Consider the following 23505-nt stretch of genomic DNA (forward strand, 5'->3'; position numbering starts at 1 on the left):
CCCCGGCCTCTCTACAGGCCTAGAGTCCGCCCCGAAACCCACCCGACCCGGGAATCCCGCCATGAGCAAAAAGCCGAAGAAGCACGGCCCCAACAAGGCCAAATCCATCGTCGCCCAACCCTTGTTCCGCTGCCGCCAGGAGCGACCGGACAAGGGCAAAGGCAGCTACCGCCGCGAAGCCTTCCAATCGAGAGATTGGGAGGCTTCTTACTTTTTGGCCGCATGAAAGCATCGAAAGCGCAGGCATGATATGGTCGGCACCTGACCTGAAATTCTGGATCTGTGCATGCCCTTCAGTCTTACCCCTCGCTGGAAATCCCGCCAGCTGCTCGCGGCCTCCAGCTTAATCCTGCTCGTCGCCTGCGCGGAAAAGCCCACCGCCGCCGACGCCCTGCCGCTGGCCCCCGCCCAGCCCGCGCCGGTAGTGACTCTGCCCAGCGCCACGCCCGACGTCAGCACTGAAATTCAGCCGCTGCAAACATTTGCCCAATGGCAGGCCGGCTTCCGCCAGCAAGCGCTGCAGGCTGGTATCTCGGCAAGCACTTTCGACCGCGCGTTCATTGGCGTGACGCCGGACATGGATGTGATCAAGGCAGACCGCAGCCAGCCCGAATTCACCCGCCCGGTGTGGGAATACCTGGAGGGAGCGCTGTCGCCGCTGCGAGTGCGAAACGGCAAGAAACTGCTTGAGCAGAATGCCGAGCTGCTGACCCGCCTCGAACAGCGCTATGGTGTAGACCGTCAGGTCCTGGTCTCGGTCTGGGGCATGGAGAGCAACTTTGGCCAGTTCCAAGGCAGCAAGTCGGTAATTCGCTCACTCGCGACCCTGGCGTATGAAGGCCGCCGCCCGCAGTTTGCCCAGGATCAGCTGATTGCCGCGCTGCAGATCATCCAGCATGGTGACATCCAGCCAGAGGCCATGCGTGGTTCCTGGGCCGGCGCCATGGGCCAGACCCAGTTCATTCCCACCACCTACAACACCCATGCAGTGGACTTCGACGGTGACGGCCGCCGCGATATCTGGAACAGCACTCCGGATGCCTTGGCATCGACTGCGCATTACCTGCAAAGCTCCGGCTGGAAGCGCGGGCAACCATGGGGCTTCGAGGTTCAGGTACCTGCAGGCTTCGACTTCTGGCTGGCCGATGGCGCGCTGCGCAAGCCCGTCAGTGAGTGGTTGCAATTGGGTGTGAAACTGCCGGCGGGCACCAAACTGCCGATGGGCAGCAACGAACTTTCCGCAGCCCTGCTGCTGCCGGCCGGCGCCCGCGGCCCAGCATTCCTGGTGCTGGACAACTTCCGCGCCATTCTCAAGTACAACAACTCATCGTCCTATGCACTGGCCGTGAGCTTGCTGGGCGATCGTTTTTCGGGCTGGGGCTTCATCGCAGGCAGCTGGCCCAAAGAAGACTTGCCGCTGAGCCGCAGCGAGCGCATGGAGCTGCAGAACCTGCTCAACGCCAACGGGCATGATGCGGGCAACCCCGATGGCATCATCGGTGCCAATACCCGTAAGGCCATTCGCAATGCGCAGCAGGGTTTTGGGTGGCCAGCAGATGGGTACCCGACGCACAAGTTGCTCGATAGCCTGCGTCAACGGTGATAATGCCGGGGGCGCCTTGCGCCCCATCGCGACACGAGAAATCGCTCATCCCCCTGTAGGAGCGGCCTTGCGTCGCGAAAGGGCCGCAAAGCGGCCCCGACAATCTCACCCCTTGAACAAATCCTGCGCCAACACCAGGCTCCGCGCCTCGCTGTCCAGCACCACCTCTGCCCCCAGCGGCAAACACACGTTCGGGTCACAATGCCCGCTGCGCCACCCGGCCAGCACTGGCACACCCAATGGCGCGAAGATGTCCAGCAACAGGGGCGTCAACGCCGCCACGGTGATACCGGCGAAATCCCCCACCAGCACCCCCTTCACGCCCGCCAGCTTGCCTGCCAGACGCAACTGGGTCAGCAGCCGGTCCACCCGGTAAAGCGGCTCGTTGACGTCCTCGATGAACAGGATGCAGCCCTTCGTATCGATCTGCGCCAGTGTTCCCAGGGTCGCCCCCAGAATCGACAGGTTGCCGCCCAGCAAACGCCCCCTGGCAACACCAGGCACCACGCAATTCAAGACGAATTCAGCCGGGTGCACGATGGCATCACCCTCCCCTAACGCCCCACTCAACTGCGCCATCAGCGACGACTCGGTCGGTGCGAGCTTGGCACCCAGCAGGTCAGCGTTGAGCATCGCCCCATGAAAGCTGATCAAGCCGCTATGACGATAGATAGCCGTGTGCAGCGCAGTGATGTCGCTGTAGCCGATCAGCGGCTTGGGGTTGCGCCGGATCAAGTCGAAGTCGAGCTGATCGAGCAGGCGCATGCTGCCATAGCCACCGCGCATACACAGGACCGCGTCAATGGTCGGGTCAGCGAAGGCATCGTGCAGATCCTGTAACCGTTGCTGATCGGAGCCCGCCAGATAGCCTTCGGCCTGGCTCACTCCAGGGTAGATCCGGCAGCGATAACCGCGCTCGGCAAACCACTGGCCAGCCTTTTGCGCATCCAGCCTTGCCGGCCCGGCCGGAGCGACGATGGCGAAGCAGGCATTGCCGGGCAGCGCGGCGGGCAGGCGGTGTTCAAACATTTCGGCGCAATTCATCGCAACTCCTTGCAGCGCTGGGCACAAAAACAAAAATGCCGATGCCGCCTTTCGGCGTGCATCGGCATGTACGGCTCAAACCAGGATCAGAGCTTGATCTTGGCTTCGTGAGCCTGCTGGTCGGCATGGTAGGACGAACGCACCAACGGGCCCGATGCGACGTTCTTGAAGCCCATCTTGTAGCCTTCCTCGGCAAACCAGGCGAAGGTGTCGGGGTGCACGAAACGCTGCACTGGCAGGTGGCTGCGCGAAGGCTGCAGGTACTGCCCGAGGGTGAGCATGTCGATGTCATGCTCACGCATGCGGTGCATCACTTCGATCACTTCTTCGTCCGTCTCGCCCAGGCCGAGCATCAGGCCAGACTTGGTCGGTACGTGCGGCACCATCTGCTTGAACTTCTGCAGCAGGTCCAGCGACCAGTCGTAGTCCGAACCGGGACGTGCGGCCTTGTACAGGCGCGGTACGGTTTCGAGATTGTGGTTGAAAACATCCGGCGGCTCTTGCGCGGTAATTTCCAGGGCCACATCCATCCGGCCACGGTAATCCGGCACCAGGGTTTCCAGCTGTACGCCCGGCGACAGCGCGCGGATCTCGCGGATGCAGTCGGCGAAGTGCTGGGCACCACCGTCGCGCAGGTCGTCGCGGTCCACCGAGGTGATCACTACGTACTTCAGGCGCAGGTCGGCGATGGCAACAGCCAGGTTTTTCGGCTCGTCCACATCCAGCGGTTTCGGCCGGCCGTGGCCGACATCGCAGAACGGGCAGCGACGGGTGCAGATGTCGCCCATGATCATGAAGGTGGCGGTACCACCGGAGAAGCACTCACCCAGGTTCGGGCAGGAAGCTTCTTCGCACACGCTGTGCAGCTTGTGCTTGCGCAGCAGTTGCTTGATGCGGTCTACCTCAGGGGAAACCGGGATGCGCACGCGGATCCAGTCGGGTTTCTTGGGCAGCTCATCGGTAGGGATGATCTTCACCGGAATGCGCGCCACCTTGTCGGCACCACGCAGCTTGACCCCAGCTTCCACCTTCTTCGGCGCTGGGCGCGGGGTGGCATCCTGGGTAGGTATCAGGTTCGGCACGGCTTCTTGCACAGTTGTCATATTCAGTCGATTCCGCCCGTCAGGGTCGTCTGCTCAGCATAGTCGAGGTGCTTGACCAGCTGTCCGCGCAGCCTTGTCCTGACCTCGTCGAGTTCGATCGGGCCTGCCAGGTCACGCAGCTGGGTCATGGCCAGCCCCGCATACCCGCAGGGGTTGATTCGGCGGAATGGCGCAAGGTCCATGTCCACGTTCAGAGCAAGGCCGTGAAAAGAACGGCCATTGCGGATTCGCAGGCCGAGGGAGGCGATTTTCGCTCCGTCGACATAGACACCCGGCGCATCGGGCTTGGCCGCAGCGCTGACACCGTAACTGGCAAGCAGCTCGATCAGCGTCTGTTCGATGCGGCTGACCAGTTCGCGCACACCAAAGCCAAGGCGGCGCACGTCCAGCAGCAGGTAGGCAACCAGTTGCCCGGGGCCGTGGTAGGTCACCTGGCCACCCCGATCGGTCTGCACCACCGGAATATCGCCCGGTACCAGCAGGTGCTCGGCCTTGCCGGCCTGGCCCTGGGTGAAAACCGCGGGGTGCTCTACCAGCCAGATTTCATCCTGGCTGTCCGGGCTACGCTGCTCGGTGAAGCGACGCATGGCTTCCAGCACCGGTTCATAGGGCTGCAGGCCAAGCTCGCGAAAACCGAGACAAAGGGACATCAGAGCACCATTTTCACGATGCCGGTGGCACGCAGGGCGCTGTTTATATCGTGCAGCTGATTTTCGCTCTCGGCAACGATGTGCAACTGCACCGTGGTGTACTTGCCTTCCTTGCTCTGGCGTTCGGCCAAAGTGGCGAGGTCGACCTTGGCATGCTTGCTCAGGACCTCGATCACCATGTCCTTGAAGCCGACAACGGTATCGCCGATGACCTTGATCGGGTAATCGGCGCAGGGGAATTCGATCTTGTGCGACTTGACGTCAGGTTCGCTCATGGCGGAAACGGCCTCGTAAGCCGTGGCAACAACAACGCCCCCGCAGGATTACGGGGGCGTGCAGGTCACGTATCAGTTGAACAACCCGTAGAAGAATAGACGGATGCTATCCCACATACGACGGATGAAACCACCTTCCTCTACGCCATCGAGGGCGATCAGGTCGGCGCTGTGAACCACGTTCTCGTCCAGTTTGACTTCCACTTTACCGATCACGTCACCTTTGGCGATCGGTGCGGTGAGCTGCGGGTTCATGGTCATCGACGCCTGGAGGCGCTTCATCTGGCCTTTGGGCATGGTCAGGGTCAGGTCGTCGGCCAGGCCGGCCTTGACGATGCTGGTGGCGCCTTTCCAGACCGGGGCCTGGGTCAGTTCGGTGCCCTTCTGATAGAAGGTCTGGGTTTCGAAGAAGCGGAAGCCATAGGTCAGCAGCTTCTGGGTTTCGGCAGCACGGGACTGCTCGCTGTTGGTGCCGAACACCACCGCGATCAAGCGCTGGCCGTCGCGTACAGCCGAGGCCACCATGCAGTAGCCGGCTTCTTCGGTGTGGCCGGTCTTCAGGCCATCGACTGTCTTGTCACGCCACAGCAGCAGGTTGCGGTTTGGCTGCTTGATGTTGTTCCAGAAGAACTCTTTCTGCGAGTAGATCGCGTAGTGGGCCGGGTCGACGTTGATGATCGCGCGCGCCAGGGTAGCCATGTCATGGGCCGAGGAGTAGTGGTCCGGGTGCGGCAGACCGGTCGGGTTCATGAAGTGGCTGTTGGACAGACCCAGGTCGGCGGCAGTCTTGTTCATCATGTCGGCAAAGGCATCTTCGCTGCCAGCGATGTGCTCGGCCAAGGCGACCGATGCATCGTTGCCCGACTGGATGATGATGCCATGCAGCAGGTCACTGACGGTGACCTGGCTACCGACCTTGATGAACATGCGCGAACCACCGGTGCGCCAGGCATTCTCGCTGACGGTGACCGGATCGTTCTCGCCGATCTGGCCACGGCGGATGTCCAGGGTGGCGATGTAGGCGGTCATCAGCTTGGTCAGGCTGGCCGGCGGCAGGCGCTCGTCACCGTTGTTCTCGACCAGCACATTGCCGCTGGACGCGTCCATGAGTACGTAGGACTTGGCTGCCAGTTGCGGTGGTGCCGGCATCATCTGCTCTGCCGCAAAGGCAGCAGGCGTGATCATCAGCAGTACGGGCAGGCAAAGTCGTTTGGCAAGGTTGGTGATGTTCATCCGTCTCTCGAAAATCGCTAATGGTCTGAGATGTTCCCTGGGCCACATCGTGTGCCCAGCGCCAGTCAGTCTAGTTTTTGCGGCTCAGGGCCGAGCCCAGGAAGTGCGGCTTTATGTCGCTGCGGGCAAAAGCGGACATTGTACATGGCCGCGCCCGTCAATTCATGACAAAACAGACAGCTAGAGGCTCAAGCCTCAAGCTGCAAGACAAGGCGACGCGCACCTTGGCTTCTTCTTGAAGCTTGCCGCTTGCCGCTGCCGTCAGTCTGTGACCAGCTTGGCCTGGCCAAGGTTCGCCAGGCGAATGCTGTCCTGCGCCTGCTGGATTTCGCCCTGGCTGCTGATCGGCCCCAGGCGCACGCGGTGCAGGGTCTGCTGGTTGCGCACGATGGAGCTGATGAACACCGGTGCGCTGACCATGGTGCTCAGCTTCGAACGCAACAGCTCGGCGGCGTCCGGGTTGGCAAACGCGCCCACCTGCAGGAAGCTGCCACCGTTGCCTGCCGGCACATTGTTGCCACCCACTTGCACTGGCACTACGGGCGCTGCGTGTTGCTGCGCCGGCGGCGACCATTGCTCGACACGCCCGGTGCTGGCCGCAATCGCCTGAGGCTGGGTGGCCTTAGGCTCCTTGAGCATCAACGGCGGCTGCTGGCCACGCTGAGCCCACCATTGCTGGGGATCGATACCTTCGACCCGCACATGCGCGGTGCCGCTCTCGGCATAGCCGAGCTTCTTGGCTGCGGCATAGGACAGGTCGATGATGCGGTCGGAGTAGAACGGGCCGCGGTCATTGACCCGCAGGATCACACTGCGCCCGTTGGCGAGGTTGGTCACCCGCACGTAGGCCGGCAGCGGCAGGGTCTTGTGCGCTGCGCTCATGCCATACAGGTCGTACAGCTCACCGTTGGCGGTGTTCTGCCCGTGGAACTTGGTGCCGTACCAGGAGGCGGTGCCTTCGGCACGGTAGTTGCGCGAGTCCTGCATGGGGTAGTAGGTCTTGCCCAGCACCGTGTAAGGGTTGGCCTTGTAGTTGCCAGTGTGCACGGTCGGCGTCGCGTCCGGGATCTTGTTCACATCCACGTCCCACCACGGCGCACCGTCCTTGTGGGCACGGTTGATATCCAGGCCAGGCTGCGCACGAACGGTATTGCCGCTTTTCTGGGGGGCCGGCCGGCTGGAGGAGCAACTGACCAGCAGCATGCCGACGGCCATGCAGGCCAGCAACTTGAAGGTATTGGCAGAAATCATTGCGCGCATTACTTGACGCCCCGTGCTTGGACCAGCTGTTCCGAAAGCTGATGCACCGCCATGGCATACATCACGCTGCGGTTGTAGCGAGTGATCGCGTAGAAATTCTTCAGGCCCAACCAGTATTCAGGCCCGTTTGCGCCTTCCAGACGGAAGGCGGTGACTGGCAGATCACCGCGCAACGCATCATGACTCGACCAGCCAAGCGCCTGCAACTCTGCGACCGTTTTCACCGGCTCGATACCCGTGGTCAGGCCGTCGTCTGCCCGCGCACCACTGACCTGGGCACGACTGACCACGCCCTGCCCAGCCACCCAGCCGTGCTCTTTGAAGTAGCTGGCGACACTGCCGATGGCATCGTCAGGGTTGTTCCAGATATTGATGTGGCCATCGCCATCGAAGTCCACCGCGTAGTTGCGAAAGCTGCTCGGCATGAACTGCGGCAGGCCCATGGCACCGGCGTATGAACCTTTGAGGGTCAGCGGGTCGAGCTGCTCTTCGCGCGACAGCAGCAGGTATTCACGCAGCTCCTTGCGGAAGAACTCGGCGCGCGGCGGGTAATCGAAGCCCAGGGTCGACAAGGCATCGATCACACGGTAGTTGCCAGTGTTGCGGCCAAAAAAGGTTTCCACACCGATGATCGCGACGATGTACTGCGCCGGTACGCCGTACTCCTGCTCCGCCCGGGCCAGCACCGCTTCATGCTGGCGCCAGAAGTCCACACCGCGGGCGATGCGCGCGTCGGTGATGAACATCGGTCGGTAATCCTTCCACGGTTTTACCCGCTCGGCCGGCCGCGATATGGCGTCCAGGATCGATTGCTTGCGCTGAACCTCGCGGAACACGCCCATCAACTGCTCGCTGGCAAAGCCATAGTCGCGGCTCATCTCACCGACGAATTCGGCCACCTGAGGCGAGCCGTCATAATCGCCGGCATGCGCCTGCTGGACAGCGGCGAACAGGCCCACCGCGCCGAACCACGGCGCAAAACGGGCAGCCCAGTTACGCACTGCTTGCATGAAATTCTTCACCTTTTTCAAACCTGTGCGATCCATTTACGGTGCGTATGGATCGACATGAGAACGCCAAACGCTGACAGCAGCGTCACCAACGAAGTTCCGCCATAACTAATGAAGGGCAGCGGCACGCCCACCACGGGCAATAGGCCGCTGACCATACCGATATTGACGAATACATATACAAAGAAGGTCATGGTCAGGCTGCCTGCAAGCAGCTTGCCGAACAAGGTCTGCGCCTGAGCCGTGATCATCAGCCCACGACCGATCAGCAAGAGGTAGACGATCAGCAGCAGGCAGATGCCGACCAGGCCGAACTCCTCGCCGAGCACGGCGATGATGAAGTCGGTATGGCTCTCGGGAAGGAAGTCCAGGTGCGACTGGGTGCCCAGCAGCCAGCCCTTGCCGAACACGCCACCCGAGCCAATGGCCGCTTTGGACTGGATGATGTTCCAGCCGGTGCCCAGCGGGTCGCTTTCAGGGTCGAGGAACGTCAGCACACGCTGTTTCTGGTAGTCGTGCATGACGAAGAACCACATGGCCACCGCCACAGGCACGGCCGCCGTCAGCACGCTGAGGATCCAGCGCCAGCGCAGGCCGCCCATGAACAGCACGAAGGCGCCGGAGGCAAGGATCAGCAACGCCGTACCTAGGTCCGGCTGGCGGACGATGAGGATGAACGGCACGCCAATCAGCACCAGGCTGATGGCCACGTGTTTCAAATGAGGCGGCAAGGTGCGTTTGGACAGGTACCAGGCGATGGTCGCCGGCATGATGATCTTCATGAACTCCGAGGGCTGGAAGCGTATTACCCCGGGTATGTTGATCCAGCGCGTGGCACCCATGGCGTTATGGCCCATGACGTCCACCACGACCAGCAGCAGCACCCCAGTGAGATAGGCAAGAGGCACCCAGCGCGCCATGAAGCGGGGTTCAAGCTGAGCGATGACGAACATCGACACCAGCCCGATACCGAATGAAGTGGCCTGCTTAAGTAGCAAATCCCAGTTCTTGCCGCTGGCAGAATAGAGCACGAACAGACTGCCGGCGGCGAGGGTCAGCAGGATGACCAGCAAGGGGCCGTCGATGTGGATGCGCTGCAGGAAGCTGGCGCGTCGACGCATCACGTCCTCGCTGGAGAGCATGCGATCGAAATTGTTCTTCACGGGGCCGTTTCCTGGGCGACAGTGGCAGGAGCGAACTCAGGCTTGAGCCGACCGTTCTCGTCGAGCAGCCAGGCGTCCATGATCTGCCGCACAACGGGTGCGGCTACACCGGAGCCGGACTCGCCGTTCTCGACCATCACCGAAACCACGATCTTCGGATCGTCGGCCGGGGCGAAGGCGACGAACAACGCATGGTCGCGGTGGCGCTCCTGAATTTTGTTGCGGTCGTATTTCTCGCCCTGCTTGATCGCTACCACCTGCGCGGTACCGCTCTTGCCGGCAATGCGGTACTGGGCACCGGCCGCAGCCTTGCGTGCGGTACCGCGGGCGTTGTGCATCACCTGCTCCATGCCGTGGGTGACCTTGGCCCAGTCGGACTTGTCACGCAGGATGATGTTTTCCATCGGGTTCGGGTCCACGGGCGGCTGGCCTTCGATGGTCTTGGCCAGGTGCGGGCGGTTCCAAACGCCTTTGTTGGCGATCAGCGCGGTGGCCTGGGCCAGTTGCAGCGGTGTTGCCTGCATGTAGCCCTGGCCGATGCCCAGAATAAGGGTTTCACCGGGGAACCAGGCTTGGCGGCGGGTGGCGCGCTTCCATTCACGCGACGGCATCAGCCCGGCCGACTCCTCGAACATGTCCAGGGCAACTTTCTGGCCGATGCCGAACTTGTTCATGTAGATGGACAGCCGATCGATACCCATCTTGTGGGCAAGATCGTAGAAATAGGTGTCATTGGAACGCATGATTGCGGTATCCAGGTCGACCCAGCCATCACCACTGCGGTTCCAGTTACGGTATTTGTGATCGTAGTTGGGCAGTTGGTAATACCCCGGGTCGAACACACGACTGCCGGCGTTGACCACACCACTGTCGAGGCCGGCGATGGCAACCGCCGGCTTGATGGTCGAACCCGGCGGGTACAAGCCGCGCAGCACGCGGTTGAACAGCGGCCGGTCGATCGAGTCGCGCAACTCGGCGTAGGCCTTGAAACTGATGCCGGTGACGAACAGGTTGGGGTCGAAACTCGGCTGGCTGACCATCGCCAGCACTTCGCCGTTGCGCGGGTCGAGCGCTACCACCGCACCGCGGCGCCCACCCAGGGCCGCTTCGGCAGCTTCCTGCAACTTGATGTCCAGGCTCAGCACGATGTCCTTGCCAGGTTTCGGGTCGGTACGCTTGAGGACCCGCAGCACGCGCCCGCGAGCGTTGGTCTCGACTTCCTCGTAACCGACCTGGCCGTGCAGGTCGGCTTCGTAGAAGCGCTCGATACCGGTCTTGCCGATATGGTGGGTGCCGCTGTAGTTCACAGGATCTAGGCTTTTGAGCTCTTTCTCGTTGATCCGCCCGACATACCCTACCGAATGGGCGAAATGCGCACCTTGCGGGTAATGCCGCACCAACTGGGCGACCACTTCGACGCCAGGCAAACGGAACTGGTTGACCGCCACGCGGGCGATCTGCTCTTCGTTCAGCTCGAACAGGATCGGCACTGGCTCGAACGGCCTTCGCCCCTGCCTCATGCGTTTTTCGAAAAGCGCACGATCGTCCGGCGTCAGCTCCAGCACTTCCACGATATTGTCCAGCACTTCCTGCCAGTTACCCGCACGTTCACGGGTCATGGACAGGCTGAAGCTCGGCCGGTTATCGGCGATGATCACCCCATTGCGGTCGAAGATCAGCCCGCGCGTCGGCGGGATCGGCTGCACGTGCACCCGATTGTTCTCTGACAACGTGGAGTGGTAGTCGTACTGGATGATCTGCAGGTAGTACAGGCGTGCGATCAACACGCAGACAAGCAGCATGATCGCGACGGCGCCGACCACGACGCGGTTACGCACCAGGCGGGCGTCTTTCTCGTGGTCCTTGAGGCGGATCGGCTGCGACATCGGACTGCTTACAGGCTCATTTGTGGTAAGGGTGCCCGGACAACACGGTCCAGGCGCGGTAGATCTGCTCGCCGATGAGTATCCTTACCAACGGGTGCGGCAGGGTCAGCGGCGACAGCGACCAGCGTTGCTCGGCGCGCGCACAAACCTCAGGCGCCAGCCCTTCCGGGCCGCCCACCATCAAATTCACCGTGCGCGAATCCAGCCGCCAGCGGTCCAGCTCGGTCGCCAATTGCTCGGTACTCCAGGGCTTGCCATGGACCTCGAGGGTGACGATGCGTTCCCCGGGCTGAACCTTGCTCAGCATGGCCTCACCCTCCTGACGAATCAGGCGGGCGACGTCGGCATTCTTGCCACGGGTGTTCAGCGGAATTTCCACCAGCTCCAGCGACAGCTCCTGGGGCAGGCGCTTGGCATATTCATGCCAGCCTTCCTCGACCCACTTGGGCATGCGCGAGCCGACCGCGATCAGGCGCAGACGCACGACGCTTCCTTATTCCCGGTCTTTGAGCTTGTCGGTGAAGTAGTCGCTGGCGTTTTCCGGGCTGTGGTGCTTGGCATCGGCGGCGCGGCTCTGCTCGGCACCCAGCCACAGGCGTTCCAGGTCGTAGAACTGGCGGGCAGCGGCGGTCATCATGTGCACGATGACGTCGTTCAGGTCCAGCAGTACCCAGTCGCTGTCGCCCTTGCCTTCTTCGCCCAGCGGCTGCGCACCCTCTTTCTTGACCGCTTCACGGACCTTTTCCAGCATCGCGTTGATCTGGCGATTGGAGGTACCGGTGGCAATGATCATGTAGTCGGTCAGGCTGTGCTTCTCGCGAACGTCGATGACCTGGATATCCTGGGCCTTGACGTCTTCCAGCGCGCTGATGGTCAGCTTGACCAGTTCTTCGCCATTGATTTTCTGCTTGCTCATATAAAACTCGTTCAACTCGTTGGATGAGGCGCCCACAGGGCACCGTCAGTTAGGCGCACGATACAGTTCATGCGCCTCGATGTAGGCCAGTACGGCGTCCGGCACCAGGAACCTCACCGACCTGCCGCTGGCCAGCAGCTGTCGGATCTGTGTAGCCGACACCGCAAGCGGTGTCTGCCAGACGAACGAAATACTACCCGCCGGGCCGGACATGGCGGTGGGATCGCTCTCGGAGCGCGCGGCCAACAGGTTGCGCAGCTCGTCAGGGGGTTCAACGTCGGCATCCGGGCGTTGCAGCACCAGGATGTGACAGTGTTGCAGCAGTTCTTCCCAGCGGTGCCAGCCAGGCAAGCCGCAGAAGGCATCCCAGCCCAACACCAGAAACAGCTGGTCAGCAGCGCCCAGTTCGGCGCGGACCGACTCCAGCGTATCGATGGTGTAGGACGGTTTGTCGCGCTCAAGCTCGCGGGCATCCACGCTCAGGCGTTCGACGCCTTGCACGGCCCCACGCACCATCGCCAGGCGATCTTCGGCCGCCACCTGCGGGGTGTCGCGGTGTGGCGGCCGGGCATTGGGCAACAGGCGCATCTCTTCCAGCCCCATGAACTCGGCGACCTCAAGCGCGCTGCGCAGGTGGCCGATGTGCACGGGGTCGAAAGTACCGCCAAGAATGCCGATGCGCCGGACTGCCTGGGCCTTGCTCAACTCAGCAGGACTCCTGGCCGCGCAGTTGGCCATCGCCGATCACTACGTACTTCTCGCAGGTCAGGCCTTCCAGGCCGACCGGGCCGCGGGCGTGCAGCTTGTCGGTGGAAATACCGATTTCCGCGCCCAGGCCATACTCGAAGCCGTCGGCGAAGCAGGTCGGGGTGTTGAGCATCACCGATGCCGAGTCCACCTCGGCCATGAACTGACGGGCCTGGCCCTGGTGTTCGGTAATGATCGAATCGGTGTGATGCGAGCCATAGTGGTTGATGTGCTCGATGGCCTGGTCCAGGCCATCGACCACACGAATCGACAGGATGGCGTCGAGGTACTCGGTGAGCCAATCGTCTTCGCTGGCCGGCTTGGCCTCGATCAGCGCACGGGTACGCTCGCACCCGCGCAGTTCGACGCCCTTTTCCTGGAAACGGCGGGCCATTTCCGGCAGGAAACCTTCAGCCACACGCTGGTCGACCAGCAGGGTTTCCATCGCACCGCAAATACCGTAACGGTAAGTCTTGGCGTTGAAAGCAACGCGCAAGGCCTTGTCCAGGTCCGCGTGCTCGGCAACATAGACGTGACAGATGCCGTCCAGGTGCTTGATGACCGGCACACGGGCATCGCGGCTGATGCGTTCGATCAGGCCACGGCCGCCCCGCGGGACGATGACATCGACAAACTCAGGCATGCTGATCAGCGCGCCAACCGCCTCACGGTCGGTGGTCTCGACCACCTGAACCACGGCGGCCGGCAGGCCGGCCTCGGCAAGGCCACGCTGAATGCACGTGGCGATGGCGCGGTTGGAGTGAATGGCCTCGGAGCCGCCGCGCAGGATGGTGGCGTTGCCTGACTTCAGGCACAGGCTGGCGGCATCGATGGTCACGTTCGGGCGCGATTCGTAGATGATCCCGATCACCCCCAGCGGCACGCGCATCTTGCCGACCTGAATACCCGACGGGCGATAGCTCATGTCGCGGATGGCGCCGACCGGGTCTGCCAGGCTGGCCACCTGGCGCAGGCCGGTGATCATGCCGTCGATACGCGCAGGAGTCAGGGCCAGGCGGTCGAGCAGGGCAGGCTCCAGACCGTTGGCACGGCCGGCGGCCAGGTCCTGTTCGTTGGCTGCGGTAAGCTCGGCACGCGCGGCGTCCAGTGCATCGGCAGCAGCCTGCAGGGCGCGGTTCTTCTGCGCAGTGCTGGCGCGGGCGATCACCCGGGAGGCCTGGCGAGCGGCGCGACCCAAACGGGTCATGTAGTCAAGAACGGACTCAGTCATGGGTTCGGTGTCTTGGCGAAGGGGAAATCGGCTGATTATAACTGCCGCGCAGGTATACGCCCAGCGGCGGGTGGCGGATGGTAGAAAATGGCAGACAAGAATCTGTAGGAAAGATGTAACCGGCCTTATCGAACTGTCTTGGTTCAGCCTCGATTAAGCCAATCGTTGCTATCATCCGCGCCTGACCACGACGAACCGCCAGCATGCCAGACACGACCCCCTGCCCTGCCCGCGCCTTGCCCGACAGCTTCTTCGACCGAGACGCCCAGACCCTGGCCAAAGCCCTGCTGGGCAAGGTCATCCGCCATCGGCATGGCGACCTGTGGCTGGCCGCACGGATCATCGAAACCGAGGCCTATTACCTGACTGACAAGGGCAGCCATGCCTCGCTTGGCTACACAGAAAAGCGCAGGGCGCTGTTTCTCGATGGCGGGCATATCTACATGTATTACGCCCGCGGAGGTGACTCGCTCAACTTCAGCGCACACGGCCCAGGCAATGCAGTGCTCATAAAGTCGGCCTACCCCTGGGTGGACGCCCTTTCCGGTGCCAACAGCCTGGCGCAAATGCAGTTGAACAACCCCGACGCCAGCGGCAAGCTGCGCCCAGCCGAACGCCTGTGCGCCGGCCAGACCCTGCTCTGCCGGGCCTTGGGCTTGAAGGTAGCGCAGTGGGATGGCCAGCGCTTCGACCCTGAACGCCTGTACGTCGAGGATTGTGCCATCACCGTGCCCAAAGTGGTCCAGGCCGCGCGCCTGGGTATCCCCCATGGCCGCGATGAGCACCTGCCGTACCGTTTCATCGACGCCGAATACGCCCGCTTCTGCACCCGGAACCCGCTGCGCCGGGGGCAAGTCGAAGGGCAAGACTTTTTCATTCTCAAACAAGGAAGCTGAAACATGGGCCAATGGCTCGACAGCCTGACAGGCTGGCTCAGCGCCAACCCGCAGTGGCTTGGCGTGGCAATTTTTCTGGTGGCCTGCATCGAATGCCTGGCCATCGCCGGCATCATCGTACCTGGTACGGTACTGCTGTTTGCCGTCGCGGTATTGGCCGGCAGCGGCACCTTCAGCCTGGGCGAAACATTGCTGCTGGGGTTCCTCGGCGGCCTGCTCGGTGACGCCCTGTCTTACACGATAGGCAAGTACTTCCACCAGAACATCCGCCGCCTACCCCTGTTGCGCCACCACCCGGAATGGATCGGCAGCGCTGAAACCTACTTCCAGCGCTACGGCATCGCCAGCTTGCTGGTTGGCCGTTTCATCGGCCCGCTGCGGCCGATGCTGCCGATGGTCGCGGGCATGTTTGACATGCCGTTGCCGCGCTTCATCGCGGTCAGCGTGCTGGCCGGTGCCGGCTGGTCGGTCGCCTACCTGTTGCCGGGCTGGGCTACCGGGGCGGCCATGCGCCTGCCCTTGCCGGAAGGGTTCTGGCTGGATGCAGGCATCATCGCCGGCGCCCTGGCGGTGCTGATCGGGCTGAGCCTGAACAGCAGCGTACGCGACCAGCGCCACGGGACGCGGCTGATCGCCGGCTTGAGCTTTCTGGCATTGGCCGGGGTGTTTCTGGGATGGCCGTATTTTCACGAGTTCGACCAGGGCGTGATGACCCTGGTGCAGGAGCATCGCAGCCAAGCCTTGGACGGCACCATGGTGCTGGTAACCCGCCTGGGCGATTTCCGCACCCAGCTGTTCCTGGGCGGGCTGCTCACCGGCCTGCTGCTGCTCGCCCGACAATGGCGGCATGCACTGTTCGCCGGTGGCGCCTTGATGGGTACGGCAATTGCCAATGGCTCGCTGAAATGGCTGTTCGCCCGGGCGCGACCGGAGGTGCTGACCGACCCCTTGACCAGTTACAGCATGCCCAGCGGGCATAGCTCGGCCTCGTTTGCGTTCTTCCTGGTGATGGCGGTGCTGGCAGGGCGTGGCCAGCCGCCACGCATGCGCCTGACCTGGGTGATGCTGGGGTGCATTCCGGCGCTGGCGATTGCCCTGTCGCGCGTTTACCTGGGAGCGCATTGGCCGACCGACATCCTGGCCGGAGCCTTGCTGGCCTGCTGCGTCTGCGCGCTCAGCCTGACGCTGGTGCAATATCGCCAGCCGCTCAATGCATTGCCACAACGGGTATGGTGGCTGGTACTACCGGCGTGTATCGCATTACTGGCTTTCTTTGCCCTGTATGCCTTGCCGTTGGCCCTGGAGCGTTACCAATATTGACGCTGGCTGTACAGCCCTATCGCCGGCAAGCAGGCTTGCCGGCGATAGGGCCATAAAGGCAACCACCCTCTATCAGGCAAACAACTCACCCTGAATCCGCTCCAGCAGCCTCTGGATTTCCGCCAGCCGCTGCGACGGCGAGTCGATCGCCAGCAAGTCCAGCTTGTCCTCTTCCATGAACGGCAGCAGATAAGCCAGCTGGTTGGCCAGTGCCTGGCGCCCCGCGACGTCACGGGGCATGTCCAGCGCCTCGACCATCGGGTGCTCACCCAACGCCACCAGCAGGGCCAGCAGGTCATCGTCCTGATCGGTCAGCGGGCTGTCCGCCTGCTCCGCCAGCCAATGCACCTCGCCCAGCAGCAACTGGTCTTTCTGCACCTCGGTCTGACCCAGCTCGAAGCGCCGCACACCTTCCACACGGATACCCAGCAAGCCGTTGTCCTGCTGGACAAAATCACGGATCAGCGCCTCGCACCCGATCGATGCAACCACAGGCGGCGCCTTGCCGACCTGCTCGCCTTCGACGATGCACACCACACCAAAGCCTGTGCCCTGCTTCATGCAGCGGCCAATCATGTCCAGGTAGCGGGCTTCGAATATCTGCAAATCCAGCAGGCAACCGGGAAACAACACAGTATTGAGGGGAAACAGCGGTAGCGTCATCACAACTCCTCAAGCCACCAGGCTGACCGCCAACGGCAGGAACACCGCCGTGGCCACCCCCATCAGGCTCATCGCCAGTGCGGCAAACGCGCCGCACTCGTCACTTTCCTGCAAGGCCACCGAGGTACCCACGGCATGCGCGGTCACGCCCAGGGACATGCCGCGCGCCTCGGGGCTATGCACACCAAAACGGCTCAACAGCGCAGGGCCGAAAATGGCCCCGATCACCCCGGTGATCAACACGAAGACCGCCGCCAGGGCCGCCACACCACCAATTTGCTCGGCCACAAGCATGGCAATCGGTGAGGTCACCGACTTCGGCGCCATGGTCATCAGGATCATGTGTTCGGCGCCGAACCACCAGCCCAGCAACAGGCAGCAGAGCGTGGCGAACAGGCCTCCGATTACCAGCGTAGTAAATGTCGGCCAGAACAGCTGACGGATACGCCGCAGGTTGAGGTAGAGCGGCACGGCCAAGGCCACCGTGGCCGGCCCCAGCAGGATGTTCATGATCTCGGTGCTCTTGCGGTACTCACGGTAGTCGATACCACAGACCAGCAACACACCGATCACCATGACCATCGACACCAGTACTGGCTGCAGGAAGATCCAGCGGGTTTTCTCGTAAGCTGCCAGCACCACCTGATAGGCACCCAGCGTAATACCAATGCCAAACAGCGGATGGTGGACAACCGCATCGAGCGCGCCCTGCCAATCGAGGATCATGGCTGCTCCCCGCGCTTGCCCTGGCGATGCATGAGTTTCTGCATCAATACACCGACAAAGACCAAGGTGGCCAGGCAGGAGATCAGAAGCGCGCCGGCGATGGCCCAAAAGTCTGCAGCGATATCCTTGGCATACACCATCACACCCACTGCTGGCGGCACCAACAGTAGCGGCAGGTAACGCAACAGACTGCTCGCCGCCTCGTTCAACGGCTTGCCGACCTCACCGCGGGCCATGAGGAACGACAACAAAAGCAAAAGGCCGATGATCGGCCCGGGCAGTATCGGCACCAACAGATGATTGAGCGCCGTACCCAGCAGCTGGAACAGCACCAGCCAGGTCAAACCACGCAACAGCATAAGGATCTCCTTTCGGCCATGCCGGCCATTATAAGCACGCGCAAGGCTATGGGCGGATATTCGCCCTGATGCTGGCAACTTGACTGTAATTGTTCGCCGTGCTGATCTTGCACACTCGTACCAAATGACAACCTGGAGAGTCGCGATGCCCTATGTACCGGTTACCGAGCTTTCGCAGTACGTTGGAAAGGAACTGGGACGTTCCGACTGGCTGAAGATCGACCAGCAACGCATCAACCTGTTCGCTGAGGCCACGGGCGATTTTCAATTCATCCATGTCGACCCTGACAAAGCGGCCAAGACACCCTTTGGCTGCACCATTGCCCATGGCTTCCTGACCTTGTCGCTGATTCCAAAGCTGATGGAAGACATACTGGTGCTGCCTGAAGGCCTGAAGATGGTGGTCAATTACGGGCTCGACAGTGTGCGTTTCATTCAGCCGGTGAAAGTCGGCAGCAAGGTGCGCCTGAAGGTGGACCTGGGTGAGGTGACCGAGAAGAAACCTGGGCAGTGGTTGCTCAAGGCTACCGCGACACTGGAGATCGAAGGCGAAGAGAAGCCGGCCTATATCGCCGAGCCGCTTTCGCTCTGCTTCGTCTGATCGTTTTTTGGGGGTCGCCACGCGGCCCCTGCCATGGCTGTCTCATCCGCCCCATTGTGCGGCATACTCGGCATAACTTTTGCCCGGATTCGGCCATGCGTGCTCTGTTGCCTCTCACCCTGACCCTGATGCTCGCTGCCTGTGGCGATGGCGAATCGCTGTTGCCACCGGATGCGCGCCTGCCCGATGGCGGTCGTTACAGGGGCCAGGTGGTTGACGGCTTGCTGCAAGGCGAAGGGCGCATCGACTATCCCAACGGCAGCTGGTACGCCGGCGGCTTCAAGGATGGCCAATGGCATGGTCAGGGCGAGTGGCATGGCAGCAATGGCGAGGTCTATCGCGGCCAGTTCGCCGCCGGCCTGTTCCAGGGCGTGGGCGACCTGACCACCCCCGGCAGCCACTATGCAGGCACCTTCAGCCACGGCCGTCGCGACGGCGAAGGTACGCTCAAGCAGGCGGACCAGACCTACCGCGGCCAGTTCAAGGACGATCAGTACCATGGCGCGGGTGAGCTCGAACTGGCGGACGGCAGCCGTTACCAGGGCCTGTTTGCCAGCGGCAAGCCCAATGGTGCCGGCGTACGCAGCGATGCCAGCGGCAATCAGTTCAGTGGCCGCTTCGTCGACGGTCTGTTGCAGGGCAGCGGCACCTACGACAGCGTCGATGGCGAGCAATATATCGGCGAGTTCAAGGACAACCGCCTGGAAGGTCGTGGCCGCTTTGAAAACGCCGAAGGTGATGTCTGGATCGGCGAGTTCAAGGACGGCTCGCTGCTTGGCGAGGGGGAAATGCTGGGCAGCGATGGCAGCCACTACAAGGGCAGCTTCGTCGACTGGCGCCTGGCCGGCCAGGGCAGCCTGCAACTGCCCGATGGCAGCCACTACGTCGGCGGCTTCGAAAACGACGCCTACCAGGGCCAGGGTAAACTGACCCTGGCCAGTGGCAAGGTGCAAAGCGGTTACTGGGTCAATGGTGTGCGCGTTCGCGACCACAACGGCAAACTGCTCCCCGACCCGCTGGAACTGGCCCTGCTCAATCAGGGCAAGCTACTGGATGAGGCGCTGGCGCGCGTACCGCGCTCCGCGCCGCCCATTGAGCTGTATAGCCTGGTGGTCGCCGGTGACGGCCAGCAGAGTGTATTTCTGCGCGAGGCCGACTACGTCAGCAATCTTTTGAAGGTGCGCTTCGGTGCCCACGGCCAGATCACGCTGGTCAACCACCGCGACCAGATGTCCACACGGCCCATGGCAACCCGCGAAAACCTTACCCGCGCCGCCCGCACACTGGCCGAGCGCACTGGCCCGCAAGACTTGGTGTTCATCTACCTGACCAGCCATGGCAGCCAGGACCACCAGTTGGTATTCGACCAACCACGCCTGCAGCTTGCCGACCTGTCCGCCGACGAACTGGCCAGCGCCTTGGCGCCGCTCAAAGAGCGCGACAAGGTGATCGTCATCTCCGCCTGCTATTCAGGGGGCTACATCGCCCCGCTCAAAGATGAGCGGACGATCATCATGACTGCCGCACGGGCGGACAGGGTGTCATTCGGCTGCTCGGAAGAGGCCGATTTCACCTATTTCGGCGAGGCTCTGTTTGCCCAGGCGCTGAACCAGACCGACGACCTCGAACAAGCGTTCGAACTGGCGCGCAGCAGTGTTGCCGAACGGGAGAAGAGGGAAGGTTTCGAAGCCTCCGAGCCACAGATCTGGGCACCACCAACCGTACTGGCACATTGGCAACGCTTGCGCCAGCAGCAAGCTGAGAAAGCCTTACGCAATGCCGCACAAGCGACTTCGCAGGGGCAGGAAAAAAGGCCAGCCCCGCACTAGACTTGTGTGTAACACAGGAGAGACATCATGTACTTGACGCCTCAGCATGTCCTGCTTGCCGGAGCCACGGGCCTGACGGGTGAACACCTGCTTGACCGCCTGCTCAACGAGCCCACCATCAGCCGCGTTCTGGCACCCACCCGCCGCCCCCTGGCCGAACACCCACACCTGGAAAACCCGGTCGGCGACCCTGCGGTGTTCCTACCGCAACTGGCCGGGCGCGTGGACATCGCTTACTGCTGCCTGGGCACTACCTTGAAGCAGGCCGGCTCCGAGCAGGCGTTCCGCGCCGTCGACCTGGACATGGTGGTGGCCTTCAGCAAGCGTGCACGGGAGATGGGTGCGCGCCACCTGCTGGTGGTCAGCGCCATCGGCGCCGATCCCAAGTCGTCGATCTTCTACAACCGGGTCAAGGGCGAAATGGAAGAGGCGCTCAAGGCGCAGGATTGGCCGCAACTGACGATTGTCAGGCCTTCGCTGCTGCTGGGTGAGCGCATTGCGCCGCGCTTGGGCGAACGGCTGGCTTCCCCGTTTGCGCGGTTGATGCCGGGCAAGTATCGGGGCATCGAAGCCTGCACATTGGCGCGGGCGCTATGGCGCCTGGCGCTGGAGGAAGAGGACGGGATTAGGGTTGTCGAGTCGGATGAGCTGCGTAGATTAGGCAAGAAATAGCGCCCGCCTGAACGGCCCTGTCGCCGGCAAGCCGGCGACAGGGCCGTTACAGACCGCCAGTGGCCTGGAAGCCGATCCCGGCAGCCGTCAGCAACGATAATGGCAGCAGCAGGGTATCGAGCAGCATGCTCCCAGGCAGGTCCAGCCGCGGATACGCCGGCGCCTGAGCCCCGAAATGATCCTTGGGGCAGCACCCGCCATTGATCACGTACAAGTCCAGCCGGGTGCCGGCATACACCACCGGCGCGCCCGGCTTGTTGGCATCAAGCGTGCGCACCGTGGCACAGCCGTTGAGCAACAGGACGGCCAGCATTGCAGGCAACGTGCGTTTCAATCATCCGCCCCAAGATGATGCTCCCCCCAGCGCGGCAACATGTCCTGCGGGATGTTCAGCAGGTTCAGAATGCGCGCCACGACGAAGTCGACCAGGTCATCGATGGTCTGCGGCTGGTGATAGAAGCCGGGCGCCGCCGGCAAGATCACCGCCCCCATCTGCGAGAGCTTGAGCATGTTCTCCAGATGGATGGTCGAGAATGGCGCCTCGCGCGGCACCAGGATCAGCTGGCGACGCTCCTTGAGGGTCACGTCGGCGGCACGTTCGATCAGGTTGTTGCAGGCCCCGGTGGCGATGGCCGACAAGGTGCCGGTGGAGCACGGCACCACCACCATGGCCGCCGGTGCGCCGGAGCCCGAAGCCACCGGCGACATCCAGTCCTCCTTGCCATACACGCGGATCTGCCCATCGGCAGCACCGGTGTACTCGGTCAGAAAGGCCTGCATGGCCTGGGGTTTTGGCGGCAGCAGCACGTCAGTCTCGGTGGACATCACCAATTGCGCGGCCTTGGAGATGAGAAAATGCACCTCACGGTCTTCGCGCACCAGGCAATCGAGCAGACGCAAGCCATACTGCGCGCCGGAGGCGCCGGTCATGGCCAGGGTGATGCGTTCCGGCCCGCTCACTTCAGGGCCTCGGCCAGCTTGCCATGCAGGCCGCCAAAGCCGCCGTTGCTCATGATCACCACGTGTGTGCCCGGCCGCGCCTGGCCCTTGACCCGCTCGATGATCGCTTCGAGGCTGTCGGCGACCACGCTCGGCACCTTGCACTGCGCCGCAGTCGCCGCCAGGTCCCAGCCCAGGTTGGCTGGCGCATACCAGACTACCTGGTCGGCATCGTTGACGCTTTCCGGCAGGCCGTCACGGTGCGCGCCCAGCTTCATGGAGTTGGAACGAGGCTCGATGATGGCGATCACCGGTGCCTCGCCCACCCGCTTGCGCAGGCCGTCGAGGGTGGTGGCGATAGCCGTCGGATGGTGAGCGAAGTCATCATAGATGGTCACGCCTTGAACTTCTGCGACCTTTTCCATGCGCCGCTTGACGCTCTTGAACGCGCTCAGGCCTTCAATGCCCATGGCAGGCACCACCCCCACGTGACGGGCAGCGGCCAATGTTGCCAGCGCGTTGGCAACGTTGTGCTGGCCGGTCAGGGCCCAGTCCACAACGCCTTGCGCTTGCCCCTCGAACAGCACTTCGAAGCGCGAGCCGTCGGCACTGAGCAAGCGCGCCTGCCATTGGCCACCCTCGCCGGTGGTCTGCACTGGCGTCCAGCAACCCATGCCGATTACCCGCTCCAGCGCCTGTTCGGTGGTCGGATGGATCACCAGGCCTTCGCTCGGAATGGTGCGCACCAAGTGATGGAACTGCCGCTCGATGGAGGCCAGATCCGGGAAGATGTCCGCGTGGTCGAACTCAAGGTTATTGAGAATCGCAGTGCGCGGACGGTAGTGCACGAACTTCGAACGTTTGTCGAAGAACGCGCTGTCGTATTCGTCGGCCTCCACCACGAAGAACGGCGTATCGCCCAAGCGTGCCGACACCGAGAAGTTCTGCGGCACGCCACCGATCAGGAAGCCGGGGCTCATGCCGGCATGCTCCAGGACCCAGGCCAGCATGCTGCTGGTGGTGGTCTTGCCGTGGGTACCGGCCACGGCCAGCACCCAACGCCCCTGCAGCACATGGTCGGCCAGCCACTGGGGGCCGGAGACATAAGGCAGGCCTTTGTTGAGCACATGCTCCACCGCCGGGTTGCCCCGCGACATGGCGTTGCCGATCACCACCAGGTCCGGCGCCGGGTCCAGCTGGGCCGGGTCATAGCCTTGGGTCAGCTCGATGCCCTGGGCCTGGAGCTGGGTGCTCATCGGTGGGTAGACGTTGGCGTCCGAACCGGTCACACGGTGGCCGAGTTCTTTGGCCAGCACCGCCAGCGAACCCATGAAAGTGCCGCAAATACCGAGAATATGAATATGCATGGTCGACCTCGC

General features: G+C 62.7%; 26 protein-coding genes. 7 read left to right on the forward strand and 19 right to left on the reverse strand.

The features are described from left to right. The first annotated feature begins 61 nt into the window (after positions 1-61). A complete protein-coding gene (gene arfA, locus IWW33_RS08110; protein ID WP_016489355.1) occupies positions 62-226 on the forward strand; it encodes an alternative ribosome rescue factor ArfA in 165 nt (54 codons plus the stop codon). 60 nt (positions 227-286) lie between these two features. Beyond that, entirely contained in the window at positions 287-1603 is a 1317-nt protein-coding gene (locus tag IWW33_RS08115; protein ID WP_174140980.1) for a lytic murein transglycosylase, read from the forward strand. 105 nt (positions 1604-1708) lie between these two features. Here the strand turns inward: IWW33_RS08115 and IWW33_RS08120 are convergent, their stop codons facing one another. The 13 genes from IWW33_RS08120 to IWW33_RS08180 all read right to left on the reverse strand — a co-directional run bounded on the left by IWW33_RS08120 (position 1709) and on the right by IWW33_RS08180 (position 14121). Continuing rightward, positions 1709-2647, reverse strand: coding sequence for an LD-carboxypeptidase (locus tag IWW33_RS08120; RefSeq protein WP_174140981.1), 939 nt, complete (start codon positions 2645-2647; stop codon positions 1709-1711). Between the two features lie 86 nt (positions 2648-2733). After that, on the reverse strand, positions 2734-3750 hold the full coding sequence (gene lipA / locus IWW33_RS08125; protein WP_012312558.1) for a lipoyl synthase: 1017 nt from the start codon (positions 3748-3750) through the stop codon (positions 2734-2736). 2 nt (positions 3751-3752) lie between these two features. Then, positions 3753-4400 carry a lipoyl(octanoyl) transferase LipB gene (gene lipB / locus IWW33_RS08130; protein WP_012312557.1) on the reverse strand — a complete coding sequence of 216 codons (648 nt, stop codon included), beginning with the start codon at positions 4398-4400 and terminating at the stop codon, positions 3753-3755. Then, positions 4400-4675, reverse strand: coding sequence for a DUF493 domain-containing protein (locus IWW33_RS08135; protein WP_012312556.1), 276 nt, complete (start codon positions 4673-4675; stop codon positions 4400-4402). Before IWW33_RS08135 ends, lipB begins: the two co-directional genes overlap by 1 nt. A 72-nt stretch (positions 4676-4747) precedes the next feature. Continuing rightward, a complete protein-coding gene (locus IWW33_RS08140; RefSeq protein ID WP_046785132.1) occupies positions 4748-5908 on the reverse strand; it encodes a D-alanyl-D-alanine carboxypeptidase family protein in 1161 nt (386 codons plus the stop codon). Between the two features lie 261 nt (positions 5909-6169). Beyond that, the gene (locus tag IWW33_RS08145; RefSeq protein WP_046785131.1) at positions 6170-7168 is read right to left on the reverse strand and encodes a septal ring lytic transglycosylase RlpA family protein; all 999 of its coding nucleotides are present in this window, start codon (positions 7166-7168) and stop codon (positions 6170-6172) included. After that, positions 7168-8178: a lytic murein transglycosylase B gene (gene mltB, locus IWW33_RS08150; RefSeq protein ID WP_161871564.1), complete on the reverse strand. Its 1011-nt coding sequence runs from the start codon at positions 8176-8178 to the stop codon at positions 7168-7170. The genes IWW33_RS08145 and mltB overlap by 1 nt, the downstream gene beginning before the upstream one ends. Positions 8179-8195: 17 nt before the next feature. Further along, complete coding sequence (gene rodA / locus IWW33_RS08155) at positions 8196-9299, reverse strand: rod shape-determining protein RodA (RefSeq protein WP_042111868.1); 1104 nt, start codon at positions 9297-9299, stop codon at positions 8196-8198. Between the two features lie 38 nt (positions 9300-9337). Further along, on the reverse strand, positions 9338-11227 hold the full coding sequence (gene mrdA, locus IWW33_RS08160) for a penicillin-binding protein 2 (RefSeq protein WP_046785130.1): 1890 nt from the start codon (positions 11225-11227) through the stop codon (positions 9338-9340). Between the two features lie 16 nt (positions 11228-11243). Next, positions 11244-11711 (reverse strand): 23S rRNA (pseudouridine(1915)-N(3))-methyltransferase RlmH, encoded by a 468-nt coding sequence (gene rlmH, locus IWW33_RS08165; protein ID WP_008090421.1) that lies wholly within the window; start codon positions 11709-11711, stop codon positions 11244-11246. A 9-nt stretch (positions 11712-11720) separates the two neighbouring features. Continuing rightward, on the reverse strand, positions 11721-12143 hold the full coding sequence (gene rsfS / locus IWW33_RS08170; protein WP_012312550.1) for a ribosome silencing factor: 423 nt from the start codon (positions 12141-12143) through the stop codon (positions 11721-11723). Positions 12144-12188: 45 nt separating this feature from the next. After that, on the reverse strand, positions 12189-12881 hold the full coding sequence (gene nadD / locus IWW33_RS08175; RefSeq protein WP_046785129.1) for a nicotinate-nucleotide adenylyltransferase: 693 nt from the start codon (positions 12879-12881) through the stop codon (positions 12189-12191). Then, on the reverse strand, positions 12850-14121 hold the full coding sequence (locus IWW33_RS08180; RefSeq protein WP_174140982.1) for a glutamate-5-semialdehyde dehydrogenase: 1272 nt from the start codon (positions 14119-14121) through the stop codon (positions 12850-12852). The genes nadD and IWW33_RS08180 overlap by 32 nt, the downstream gene beginning before the upstream one ends. Positions 14122-14324: 203 nt before the next feature. Here IWW33_RS08180 and IWW33_RS08185 point away from each other — a divergent pair, with 203 nt between their 5' ends. Beyond that, the gene (locus IWW33_RS08185) at positions 14325-15017 is read left to right on the forward strand and encodes a DNA-3-methyladenine glycosylase (protein ID WP_046785127.1); all 693 of its coding nucleotides are present in this window, start codon (positions 14325-14327) and stop codon (positions 15015-15017) included. 3 nt (positions 15018-15020) lie between these two features. Continuing rightward, entirely contained in the window at positions 15021-16337 is a 1317-nt protein-coding gene (locus IWW33_RS08190; protein WP_115273491.1) for a bifunctional DedA family/phosphatase PAP2 family protein, read from the forward strand. A gap of 72 nt (positions 16338-16409) precedes the next feature. On the opposite strand, the gene IWW33_RS08195 is transcribed toward IWW33_RS08190, so the two are convergent. From IWW33_RS08195 to IWW33_RS08205, 3 genes are read right to left on the reverse strand one after another with little or no spacing between them, the layout of a single operon-like run. After that, positions 16410-17000: an LON peptidase substrate-binding domain-containing protein gene (locus tag IWW33_RS08195; RefSeq protein ID WP_046785125.1), complete on the reverse strand. Its 591-nt coding sequence runs from the start codon at positions 16998-17000 to the stop codon at positions 16410-16412. Between the two features lie 9 nt (positions 17001-17009). Continuing rightward, a complete protein-coding gene (locus IWW33_RS08200) occupies positions 17010-17726 on the reverse strand; it encodes an LrgB family protein (RefSeq protein WP_046785124.1) in 717 nt (238 codons plus the stop codon). After that, positions 17723-18085 (reverse strand): CidA/LrgA family protein, encoded by a 363-nt coding sequence (locus IWW33_RS08205; protein ID WP_046785123.1) that lies wholly within the window; start codon positions 18083-18085, stop codon positions 17723-17725. Before IWW33_RS08205 ends, IWW33_RS08200 begins: the two co-directional genes overlap by 4 nt. A 145-nt stretch (positions 18086-18230) precedes the next feature. On the opposite strand from IWW33_RS08205, the gene IWW33_RS08210 reads away from it, so the two are divergent. The 3 genes from IWW33_RS08210 to IWW33_RS08220 all read left to right on the forward strand — a co-directional run bounded on the left by IWW33_RS08210 (position 18231) and on the right by IWW33_RS08220 (position 21187). Beyond that, on the forward strand, positions 18231-18686 hold the full coding sequence (locus tag IWW33_RS08210) for a MaoC family dehydratase (protein ID WP_046785122.1): 456 nt from the start codon (positions 18231-18233) through the stop codon (positions 18684-18686). 95 nt (positions 18687-18781) lie between these two features. After that, positions 18782-20515 carry a C13 family peptidase gene (locus IWW33_RS08215; protein WP_174140983.1) on the forward strand — a complete coding sequence of 578 codons (1734 nt, stop codon included), beginning with the start codon at positions 18782-18784 and terminating at the stop codon, positions 20513-20515. 27 nt (positions 20516-20542) lie between these two features. After that, entirely contained in the window at positions 20543-21187 is a 645-nt protein-coding gene (locus IWW33_RS08220; protein WP_012312540.1) for an oxidoreductase, read from the forward strand. A 46-nt stretch (positions 21188-21233) separates the two neighbouring features. Here IWW33_RS08220 and IWW33_RS08225 read toward each other — a convergent pair whose 3' ends face one another. The 3 genes from IWW33_RS08225 to mpl are packed head-to-tail and all read right to left on the reverse strand — an operon-like array spanning position 21234 to position 23493. Then, positions 21234-21521 (reverse strand): YceK/YidQ family lipoprotein, encoded by a 288-nt coding sequence (locus IWW33_RS08225; protein ID WP_046785120.1) that lies wholly within the window; start codon positions 21519-21521, stop codon positions 21234-21236. Beyond that, positions 21518-22147 (reverse strand): flavin prenyltransferase UbiX, encoded by a 630-nt coding sequence (gene ubiX / locus IWW33_RS08230; RefSeq protein WP_039603651.1) that lies wholly within the window; start codon positions 22145-22147, stop codon positions 21518-21520. The genes IWW33_RS08225 and ubiX overlap by 4 nt, the downstream gene beginning before the upstream one ends. Further along, positions 22144-23493, reverse strand: coding sequence for a UDP-N-acetylmuramate:L-alanyl-gamma-D-glutamyl-meso-diaminopimelate ligase (gene mpl, locus IWW33_RS08235; RefSeq protein ID WP_119688203.1), 1350 nt, complete (start codon positions 23491-23493; stop codon positions 22144-22146). Before mpl ends, ubiX begins: the two co-directional genes overlap by 4 nt. Between the last annotated feature and the right edge of the window lie 12 nt (positions 23494-23505).

The sequence above is a fragment of the Pseudomonas sp. M2 genome (assembly GCF_015751845.1).
Taxonomy (GTDB): Bacteria; Pseudomonadota; Gammaproteobacteria; order Pseudomonadales; family Pseudomonadaceae; genus Aquipseudomonas; species Aquipseudomonas putida_E.

Coding starts and splice junctions, on each gene's coding strand:
- arfA (WP_016489355.1), top strand. CDS start 62: ATGAGCAAAAAGCCGAAGAAGCACGGCCCCAACAAGGCCAAATCCATC.
- IWW33_RS08115 (WP_174140980.1), top strand. CDS start 287: ATGCCCTTCAGTCTTACCCCTCGCTGGAAATCCCGCCAGCTGCTCGCG.
- IWW33_RS08120 (WP_174140981.1), bottom strand. CDS start 2,647: ATGAATTGCGCCGAAATGTTTGAACACCGCCTGCCCGCCGCGCTGCCC.
- lipA (WP_012312558.1), bottom strand. CDS start 3,750: ATGACAACTGTGCAAGAAGCCGTGCCGAACCTGATACCTACCCAGGAT.
- lipB (WP_012312557.1), bottom strand. CDS start 4,400: ATGTCCCTTTGTCTCGGTTTTCGCGAGCTTGGCCTGCAGCCCTATGAA.
- IWW33_RS08135 (WP_012312556.1), bottom strand. CDS start 4,675: ATGAGCGAACCTGACGTCAAGTCGCACAAGATCGAATTCCCCTGCGCC.
- IWW33_RS08140 (WP_046785132.1), bottom strand. CDS start 5,908: ATGAACATCACCAACCTTGCCAAACGACTTTGCCTGCCCGTACTGCTG.
- IWW33_RS08145 (WP_046785131.1), bottom strand. CDS start 7,168: ATGCGCGCAATGATTTCTGCCAATACCTTCAAGTTGCTGGCCTGCATG.
- mltB (WP_161871564.1), bottom strand. CDS start 8,178: ATGCAAGCAGTGCGTAACTGGGCTGCCCGTTTTGCGCCGTGGTTCGGC.
- rodA (WP_042111868.1), bottom strand. CDS start 9,299: ATGCGTCGACGCGCCAGCTTCCTGCAGCGCATCCACATCGACGGCCCC.
- mrdA (WP_046785130.1), bottom strand. CDS start 11,227: ATGTCGCAGCCGATCCGCCTCAAGGACCACGAGAAAGACGCCCGCCTG.
- rsfS (WP_012312550.1), bottom strand. CDS start 12,143: ATGAGCAAGCAGAAAATCAATGGCGAAGAACTGGTCAAGCTGACCATC.
- nadD (WP_046785129.1), bottom strand. CDS start 12,881: ATGGCCAACTGCGCGGCCAGGAGTCCTGCTGAGTTGAGCAAGGCCCAG.
- IWW33_RS08180 (WP_174140982.1), bottom strand. CDS start 14,121: ATGACTGAGTCCGTTCTTGACTACATGACCCGTTTGGGTCGCGCCGCT.
- IWW33_RS08185 (WP_046785127.1), top strand. CDS start 14,325: ATGCCAGACACGACCCCCTGCCCTGCCCGCGCCTTGCCCGACAGCTTC.
- IWW33_RS08190 (WP_115273491.1), top strand. CDS start 15,021: ATGGGCCAATGGCTCGACAGCCTGACAGGCTGGCTCAGCGCCAACCCG.
- IWW33_RS08195 (WP_046785125.1), bottom strand. CDS start 17,000: ATGACGCTACCGCTGTTTCCCCTCAATACTGTGTTGTTTCCCGGTTGC.
- IWW33_RS08200 (WP_046785124.1), bottom strand. CDS start 17,726: ATGATCCTCGATTGGCAGGGCGCGCTCGATGCGGTTGTCCACCATCCG.
- IWW33_RS08205 (WP_046785123.1), bottom strand. CDS start 18,085: ATGCTGTTGCGTGGTTTGACCTGGCTGGTGCTGTTCCAGCTGCTGGGT.
- IWW33_RS08210 (WP_046785122.1), top strand. CDS start 18,231: ATGCCCTATGTACCGGTTACCGAGCTTTCGCAGTACGTTGGAAAGGAA.
- IWW33_RS08215 (WP_174140983.1), top strand. CDS start 18,782: ATGCGTGCTCTGTTGCCTCTCACCCTGACCCTGATGCTCGCTGCCTGT.
- IWW33_RS08220 (WP_012312540.1), top strand. CDS start 20,543: ATGTACTTGACGCCTCAGCATGTCCTGCTTGCCGGAGCCACGGGCCTG.
- mpl (WP_119688203.1), bottom strand. CDS start 23,493: ATGCATATTCATATTCTCGGTATTTGCGGCACTTTCATGGGTTCGCTG.